At 66.8% G+C, this 7,914-nt stretch carries 9 protein-coding genes; 4 read left to right on the forward strand and 5 right to left on the reverse strand.

Going from position 1 to position 7,914, the window contains the following annotated elements; all coding sequences use genetic code 11:
* Window positions 1–228 precede the first annotated feature (228 nt).
* Together VGT00_16980 and asd are read right to left on the reverse strand one after the other, a co-directional pair.
* On the reverse strand, window positions 229–792 hold the full coding sequence (locus tag VGT00_16980; protein HEV8533120.1) for a hypothetical protein: 564 nt from the start codon (window positions 790–792) through the stop codon (window positions 229–231).
* A 45-nt stretch (window positions 793–837) separates the two neighbouring features.
* Complete coding sequence (gene asd / locus VGT00_16985; protein HEV8533121.1) at window positions 838–1,926, reverse strand: aspartate-semialdehyde dehydrogenase; 1,089 nt, start codon at window positions 1,924–1,926, stop codon at window positions 838–840.
* A gap of 257 nt (window positions 1,927–2,183) precedes the next feature.
* Here asd and VGT00_16990 point away from each other — a divergent pair, with 257 nt between their 5' ends.
* Window positions 2,184–3,053 carry an alpha/beta hydrolase gene (locus VGT00_16990; GenBank protein HEV8533122.1) on the forward strand — a complete coding sequence of 290 codons (870 nt, stop codon included), beginning with the start codon at window positions 2,184–2,186 and terminating at the stop codon, window positions 3,051–3,053.
* A gap of 200 nt (window positions 3,054–3,253) precedes the next feature.
* Here the strand turns inward: VGT00_16990 and VGT00_16995 are convergent, their stop codons facing one another.
* Together VGT00_16995 and VGT00_17000 are read right to left on the reverse strand one after the other, a co-directional pair.
* Entirely contained in the window at window positions 3,254–4,540 is a 1,287-nt protein-coding gene (locus VGT00_16995) for an MFS transporter (GenBank protein ID HEV8533123.1), read from the reverse strand.
* A 44-nt stretch (window positions 4,541–4,584) separates the two neighbouring features.
* On the reverse strand, window positions 4,585–5,085 hold the full coding sequence (locus VGT00_17000; GenBank protein ID HEV8533124.1) for a CinA family protein: 501 nt from the start codon (window positions 5,083–5,085) through the stop codon (window positions 4,585–4,587).
* A 130-nt stretch (window positions 5,086–5,215) separates the two neighbouring features.
* On the opposite strand from VGT00_17000, the gene VGT00_17005 reads away from it, so the two are divergent.
* The gene (locus VGT00_17005; protein ID HEV8533125.1) at window positions 5,216–5,716 is read left to right on the forward strand and encodes a hypothetical protein; all 501 of its coding nucleotides are present in this window, start codon (window positions 5,216–5,218) and stop codon (window positions 5,714–5,716) included.
* 153 nt (window positions 5,717–5,869) lie between these two features.
* Here VGT00_17005 and VGT00_17010 read toward each other — a convergent pair whose 3' ends face one another.
* Entirely contained in the window at window positions 5,870–6,166 is a 297-nt protein-coding gene (locus tag VGT00_17010; GenBank protein ID HEV8533126.1) for an antibiotic biosynthesis monooxygenase, read from the reverse strand.
* 156 nt (window positions 6,167–6,322) lie between these two features.
* On the opposite strand from VGT00_17010, the gene VGT00_17015 reads away from it, so the two are divergent.
* Together VGT00_17015 and VGT00_17020 are read left to right on the forward strand one after the other, a co-directional pair.
* Entirely contained in the window at window positions 6,323–7,186 is an 864-nt protein-coding gene (locus tag VGT00_17015) for a hypothetical protein (protein ID HEV8533127.1), read from the forward strand.
* Between the two features lie 428 nt (window positions 7,187–7,614).
* On the forward strand, window positions 7,615–7,914 hold a 300-nt coding region (locus VGT00_17020; protein ID HEV8533128.1), incomplete at its 3' end, for a hypothetical protein.

Here is a 7,914-nt window from a genome sequence, read left to right on the forward strand (position 1 = left end):
GCGAGAAGGCCACATGCCATCACCGCCATGAATGTTCTGCGCTCCATCACGGGGTCCTCCGAGCAGGCGGTCTGGGACTCTGCGTCGACTGGATAGGGAACGTGGAGCAGCCGGGTCGGGTCCACCAGCAGCCCTCCTTACTAGCTGGGCGGAGTGTAGCAGAGCGCTCCTCGGAGCGTGGCGCCTAGCGCACGTCGAGCGGCGGCGCCGCGCGCGAATCGGGAGGGCTCAACCGAGGCGCCAGAGGTCGGCGAATGCCGCGCGGATCTTGTCGGCGAGGGACTTCCTGATCAGGATGGAGTGTTGCGGAACCCGGTCGAAGCGGAGCCTCACCATGGGCAGCCACAGCACCTTGGTGTCCGACGCGGTGATGTCGGCCCAGGGAACGCAGATGGGTGGATTGCCCGCCCGGAACAGGGCCATCGGCCGGAAGCAGATGCCGCGTGAGTCGGCGGCGACGTGGACGGCGTTGCGATAGGTGGCCAGCCCCATCTGGATGGACTGAAACTTCCACTGATGAGCCACGGGGAGCTCTCCGCGCAAGGGGTACGCCTTGGCCAGGTCGTGCCAGCCGCCCGCGTACGCCACGCCCCAGCAGATCCAGAGCCAGAGCAATGGCATGGCCACGAAGAAAAGAAGCGGGGCCAGATCGCGCACCGCCCCGTGCTCGAAAGTCCCCGAGCGGGCAAGCAGCGCGGCCCCGCCTCCGGCGAGCGCGGGCAGCAGCAAGAGGATGGAGAGCCGCCGCATCGTCTGAGCCCGGTTGGGACGCGCGGCCTGACCAGCAGCCATGTTTCCCACTCTATCCGATCTTCGGCTCCCACGACGGCGCGCCTGTCAAATCAGGCCCTTCATTCTCAACAGCTCCGCCACCAGCACCGCGCCCTTGGCCGCGCCCATCTTGGTGTTGTGGCTGACCAGCACGAACTTGACGCCGTTGGGCAGCGCGGAATCCTTGCGTACGCGGCCCACGGTGGTGACCATGCCCTCGCCACGGTCGCGGTCCAGCCGCGGCTGTGGCCGGAAGGGATCGTCGTGAACATGGATCAGTCTGGACGCCGGCGGCGCCATGGGCAGACCCGCCAGCTCGGGTGGCGCGAAATCACGCATGGCCGCCGTCACCTCCTCGACCGAGGCGGCCGTGCCAAGATCGGCGAAGACGGCCTCGGTATGGCCCTCGAGAACGCTCACGCGTGTGCACGTGCAGCTCACGGCCAGCTTCGCCGGCGTGACGCCACCGGCCGTGAAGACGCCAAAGATCTTCGTCAGCTCGCGCTGCACCTTTTCCTCTTCGCCGACGATGTACGGGATGACGTTGTCCATCACGTCGAGCCCCAGCACGCCGCCGGAGCGGCCCGCGCCAGACACCGCGGCCATCGAGGTCATGAAGACCGTCTTCAGGCCGAAGGCCTTGTGCAGAGGGGCCAGCGCAATCGCCATGCCCGTGGTGTGGCAGTTGGGAATGGCCGTGACAAAGCCCTTCCAGCCACGTCGCGCCGCCATTTCCTTGACGAGGGGCGCGTGGTCGGAGTTCACCCCGGGTATCAGGAGGGGCGAGTCGTCTTCCATCCGGAAGGTCGAGGCGGCGGAGATCACGGGGGTGACCGCCGCATACCTGGGCTCGAGCACCTTGGCCACGTCCGATTCCACGGCCGAGAAGATGAGATCCACGGAGGCGGGGTCGAACCTGGCGCTGTCTTGAATGACCATACCCTTGAATTCTTCGGGCACTTCGCCTTCGGCCCACCAGCCGGTGGCGCCACCGGGAGACTTGATGCCTTCGGTGTAGGGCTTGCCGGCGCTGCGCGGCGAGCCGGCCAGGGCGGTAACCCTGAACCAGGGGTGTGGGGCCAGGCACGCCAGGAATTGCTGGCCCGCGATGCCGGTGGCTCCGATGACGGCGACATTCAATCTCTGTCCGGACATTGCTGAGATCTCCTCTCCTGTCCCGGAAATGAAAAAGGCCCGTGACCTGGTGGTCGCGGGCCTCATTGATCCGAGAACTTCGTGATACTGGGTTAGTAAGCTCCTCCGGCGCGCGCCACCGCGATCGCTGGGCGGCCCGTGGTGCGGGACCCCAGCCTGTCCTTCTCGGTGGTTCGCTTGAACCGACAATGCATGATGCGCGATTATCGGCGAGTGCGGCGCCGGCTGTCAAGCTTGCGCGGCCTGACATCCTAATCATGACCCTCGATACCGGCGGTGCCGCGGCCCTCGTCGCGAAGATCGAATCACTCGGGGCGCGAGTGATAACCCCATGCGCCGCCGGCTCCATGGTGTGGCGCATCTGGGGAGAGGGCCCACCCCTCGTGCTGCTTCACGGCGCGAGCGGCTCCTGGACGCACTGGATCAGAAACGTGCTACCGCTCGCCGCGCGCTTCCGCGTGCTCGCGCCGGACATGCCCGGGTTCGGCGACTCGGATGCGCCGCTCGAGCCTCATACCGCCGACGGGCTCGCTGATCTCGTGGCGTCAGGGCTCGACGCTATCCTGCCGCCACCCGCGGAGCTCGACCTGGCCGGCTTCTCCTTCGGCGGCATCATCGGTGGGCTCATGGCCGCTCGGCTCACGCGGCGCATTCGCACCCTGGTGCTGCTCGGAACGGGCGGCCTTGCCCTGGGTCGGACTCCGACGCGGCCCCTGCTCCGGATTCAGTCGGGCATGGCGCCTGACGAGATCCGGCACGTGTATCGCGAGAATCTCAGGACGCTGATGATCGCGAGCGCCGACAAGGTCGACGACCTGGCGGTGTTTCTCCAGATCGAGAACCTCCGGCGGACGCGGTTCAGGTCAGGGGACATCCCGGAGTCGGATGTCCTGCTGAAGGCGCTGCCGGCAATTCACGCGCGCATCACCAGCATCTGCGGAAGCCTCGATGCATTCACGGGGCCGCATCTCGAGGATTGTCGGCGAATACTGGCGTCGGCTCAGCCGGACCTCGACTTCCGCGTGATCGAGGGCGCCGGCCACTGGACCCCGTACGAAGCCGCCGATCGGGTCAACGCCATCCTGGTCGACATGCTGAGGGAAAGCCCTGGAGCGGGCGCGTCCTAGCCTGGACTATTCGCGAGACAATGCCACCCTGGTCTACTCAGCCCTCGCCTCAGGGCTGCGCCCTTCAGCTCGAACTGCGGCCCTCTCCCTCTCCGAGGGAGAGGGCCGCAGTTCGAGCTGAGCAGCGTAGCTGCGAGGCGAGGGCTGAGTAGATCAGGGGGAGGCCAGGATGCGGTACGCGCGCTTGCGAATAGCTCGGGCTAGCTGAACCGCGGGACCCGCCCGGCCACCGCGCGCACCTTGCGCGGCGCCGCCAGCCAGATGGCCACGGCGGAGAGCGTGCTCATGCCGATGGCGATCCAGAAGGCCAGCGTGTAGCTGCCCGTCGCGTCGTGGAGGGCGCCGGTCAGCCAGGGCCCGACGGCTCCGCCTCCCACGGCGGCCAGCATCAGCGTGCCGAAGACCGTGCCGTAGTGCTTGCCCTGGAAGATCTCCGCGGGAATGGCCCCGACGACGGAGGTGAGGCCGTAGCCGAGCATGCCCTGGGAGATGACCATGAGGTAGAGCAGCACCGGGGTCGGAGCCTCGCGCATGAGGAGCAGCGCGATGTAGCAGATGACGAATCCCAGCCCGCCCACCGTCCACACCCACTCGCGCCCGATCCGGTCCGAGATATGGCCGAGCGCGATCTGGCCCGGGATGCCCGCCAGGCTCACGAACCCGAGCGCCCACGCGGCATAACTCGGGCTGAAGCCGATCTCCATCAGGTACTTGGTCTGGTGCACTTGCACCGCGTACCAGGAGAAAAGACCGGTGAAAAATCCCAGGGCGATCCACCAGAAGCGGGTGGTTCGAACGGCCCGGGCCAGCGTCCAGTCCACGGCCGCCCAGGCCGGATCCACGATATTCGATGGCTGACGGTCGGACTCGCTCTGGGTAAGCGCGCGGTCGCCGTCGGGCTGCAATCCCATGTCTTCGGGTCGGCGCTTGAGCAGGAGATTCAGCGGCGCGAGCAGCGCCAGCACGAGAATGCCCATGGCCCAGCACGCCGCGCGCCACCCCGCGCGACCGATCAGCGACTGGAGCCAGGGCAGCAAGATGATGGAGCCCACACCCACCCCGGAGAAGGCCAGACTCATCGCGAGCCCGCGACGGCGGACGAACCAGTTGGGCAGAAACAATCCTTGCCCGGTGTAGCCGAGACAGACGCTGCCCCCGCCGACCATCACGCCGAGCGTGGCATAGAGATGCCATCGCTGGCTCACGAAGGTGGCAAGGAGCAGCCCCACCCCGATGAAGCCCACACCCAACTCCATCACTACCCGGGGCCCGCGCCTGTCCATGAGCCGCCCGAGGGCCGGACTCAGGACCGCGGACACGAGGAAGCCGAAGGAAAAGGCCCCGGCGGTCACGCCTCGCTCCCAGCCGAACTCGTCGAGGATGGGCGGGAAGAGCAGAGAGAAGGCGGTGCGGGCATTGACGCCCACGCCCATGGTGATGAAGGCGACGGCGACGATGACCCACCCGTAGAAGAAGCGCGAGCGCATGCGACGGGCTACGAAGTCTTCACACAAGCGCGAGGAGGGCCCGATCAGCGGCTGGACGGGCTCGCGGCCACACATTCCTCGAAAAGCTTGAGGGCCGCGCGCGTGAACGCCCACATGTTCGCCTCGCGATCCGCGTCGCCCGTCTCCACGGTGATCACGCGCTCCACGGGCCCGGCCACCGCGATGCACGCATGCCCGCTCTTGTCGCCATAGCGGTTGCCGGTGGGCCCCGCGGCGCCCGTCTCGGAGAGACCCCACGTGGTGCCGAGCTTCTCGCGCGCCGTGCGCGCCTTGAGGAGGGCATAGGGCTCGGAGCTGGAGCGGATGCCGCGCATGGCGTCGTCGGGAATCGCGAGGAAGGCCCGACGCGCCGCCTGCGTGTAGATGACGGCGCCGCCCATGAAGTATGCCGAGGCTCCCGGGATGGAGAGGAGAGCGGCCGAGATCAGGCCGCCCGCCGAGGACTCGGCCACGGCCAGGGTCTCTTTGCGCGCCACGAGACGCGCGGCCACGGATGCGGAGAGGGAGGAGAGATTTTCTGGCATTGTCCTGGGAACCTCCTTGGGGTCTGAACCAGCCCATTGCGCGAGGAGCGCGGAAAGAGTATCAAATAGGAGGACGTTTCGTGTGGTTGACCTTTTGCGTATGCCGAAGCCGGACGGAGGAGACAAGCCCATGGGCCAGAGCCTGGAACAGTTCGCCGCCGAGTGCCGTCGCATCCTGAAGGACACCCCGGGCCCCGACGGGCGCGAGAAGGTCCGCGCGCTCGTGGAGGAGATCCTCAAGGACGACGCTTTCCTCGCCAAGCACGTCGGCGATGATGTCCCCGAGCGGAAGATTCTCTACGAAGATCCCGAGCTCGGTTTCTGCATCCTCGCCCACGTGCATCACGGCGCCAAGGAGAGCGCGCCGCACGATCACGGCCCCACCTGGGCGATCTACGGCCAGGCCGAGGGCGAAACCCTGATGAACGAGTGGGCCATGGTGGAGCCGGCGAGCGAGAAGCAGCCCGGCAAGGTCCGTCACGTCAGGGCCTACCCGCTGAAGCGGGGCATGGCCCACGTCTACAACGAGGGCGATCTCCACTCCCCGAAGCGAGAGGGCTCGACCCGGCTCATTCGCATCGAGGGCCAGAACATGGACAAGGTGAAACGCCTGGCCTACGAAAAAATCTAGCCTGAATCATTCACGAGGGCGCGTACCGGTAACCTCCCCCTTATCTACTCAGCCCTCGCCTCATGGCTTCGCCCTTCAGCTCGAACTGCGGCCCTCTCCCTCGGAGAGGGAGAGGGCAGGGTGAGGGTGGCGTTGTCTCGCGACTAGTCCAGATTAGGCCAGAAAAGAGTCGACGACTTCGTAGCGCTCCGTCGTCACGCTGGCCCCGGTGGCGGCGGAGGTTCCTGCCTGCCTGAGCGCTCGCGCTTGCTCGCTCGCCGCCATCGCTTCCTGACTTTCCCAGAGCGTGACGATCAGCCCCTTGCCCGCCTCGCGGTCCACGAGCCAGTAGACGGCCTTGAGCCCGCGGTCCTTCTGGATGCTCGGCTTGACCTGCTCGCGCGCGCGAACAATCCACCGCTCCAGCTCTTCTGGGGTTCCCTGCCAGGTGCCGATGCGCGCGAAGTCCATGCGGCTCACGATACCTCAGCGACGACAGGACCTCCCCCGGCCTCCTCGAGATCCCAGTTGCCCACGGGCGGACTATAGCGCAAACTTCTCGAGTCTGGCTTCCGGGCCCGGCTTCGGCTAGGATAGGGTGCACGTATAACCGCGAGGAGGCTCACTATGCAGCGCTTCGACAGGCATCGGCAGGACGTCGGCAACATCGTGTTCCTCGAGCACGTCAACGTGCGCGTGCCCGATCAGCGGCTCGCCACCGCCTTCTACATTCAAGGGCTGGGCTTCACGCGCGACCCTTATATCATGGTGGGCGTCGAGAACATGTGGATCAACATGGGCCAGACCCAGTTCCACCTGCCCACGGGCGAGCCCAATCTCATGCGCGGCCACGTGCAGATCGTCGTCCCCGACCTCGAGGCGATCCCCGCGCGGCTCGATGCCGTCCGCGACCATCTCAAGGACACCAAGTTCGGCTACAGCGTGGAGGACAAGTACATCGCCGTCACCACCCCGTGGGGCAACCGGCTCCGCCTCTTCGCGGCCGGGCCGACCTTCGGCGACATGACCCTCGGCATCACCCATGTCGAGATCCCCGTGGAAACTGGGCGCGCGGCGGGAATCGCGCGCTTCTACGAGAAGGTCCTGGGCGCCCCCTCCACGGTGACGCCCGATGCGGACGGGGTGGCCGCCCACGTGAAAGTGAGCCAGCGGCAGGAGATGGTCTTCCGCGAGACATCGAAGCCCATCCCCGCCTACGACGGCTACCACGTCGCCGTCTACATCACGAACTTCTCCGGGCCGCACGAGTGGCTCGACAAGCACGGCCTCGTCAGCGAAGAGAGCAACGAGTACCAGTATCGCTTCAACAAGATTGTCGATCCTGACACGCGCGAGGAACTCTGCATGATCGAGCACGAGGTGCGGTGCTACACGCACCCGATGTTCTTCCGTCCGCTCGTGAACCGCAACCCGGCCCAGCGCCAGGCGACCTACCAGCGCGGGCGAGACGCCTTCTACCCGGCCGGCTGAGGCTGCCGGCGGGGATCGGAGCACCAGCGGGGCCGTCGGCATGAAGCATGCCGGCCCCGGCGCCCTTGATCGTCTCGAGCCTCTACTGAGGACGATCCGTTCCCGGACCGCGCTTGCCGAACGGAGTCGCGGCATCTTCTATCGCGGGCGAGATCCCTTCCTCCACTTCCACGAGGATCCCGCAGGATTCTTCTGCGACATCAAGATCGACGGGCGCTTCCGTCGCCACCCCGCCACCACGAAAGCCCAGCAGCGCACGCTAATCGCGCGCGTAGTCCACCTCGCCCGAATCCCTCTCGCTAGAATCCCTCTCGCTAGAATCCCTCTCCCCCATCGGGGGAGAGGACCGCGTCGTCAAGCTCGCCAGCATCCCTCTCCCCCATCGGGGGAGAGGGCAGGGTGAGGGGGCCGGAGTCGGGGCTAGCGCGATGCCGAACGTTCTCGTGACCATGCCCTTCAACGAAGGCCAGCTCAACCGCCTCCGCGCCGTCTCGCCCGATCTCCATGTCACGTGCGAAGACGCCGAGAAGGCCGACTACTCCGCCACGGACATCCTCTACGCGGGCATGCCGCCCCGCGACCTGTCCCGCGCGCCCAGGCTCAAGTGGGTCCAGCTCCACATGGCTGGGGTGAACGCGCTGTACGACCACCCCATCTACACGGACACGGCCATCGTCTTGACCACGACGAGCGGCGTGCACGGGCCCACCATCGCGGAGTACGCGATC

This window comes from Candidatus Methylomirabilota bacterium, assembly GCA_036002485.1.
GTDB lineage: Bacteria > Methylomirabilota > Methylomirabilia > Rokubacteriales > CSP1-6 > AR37.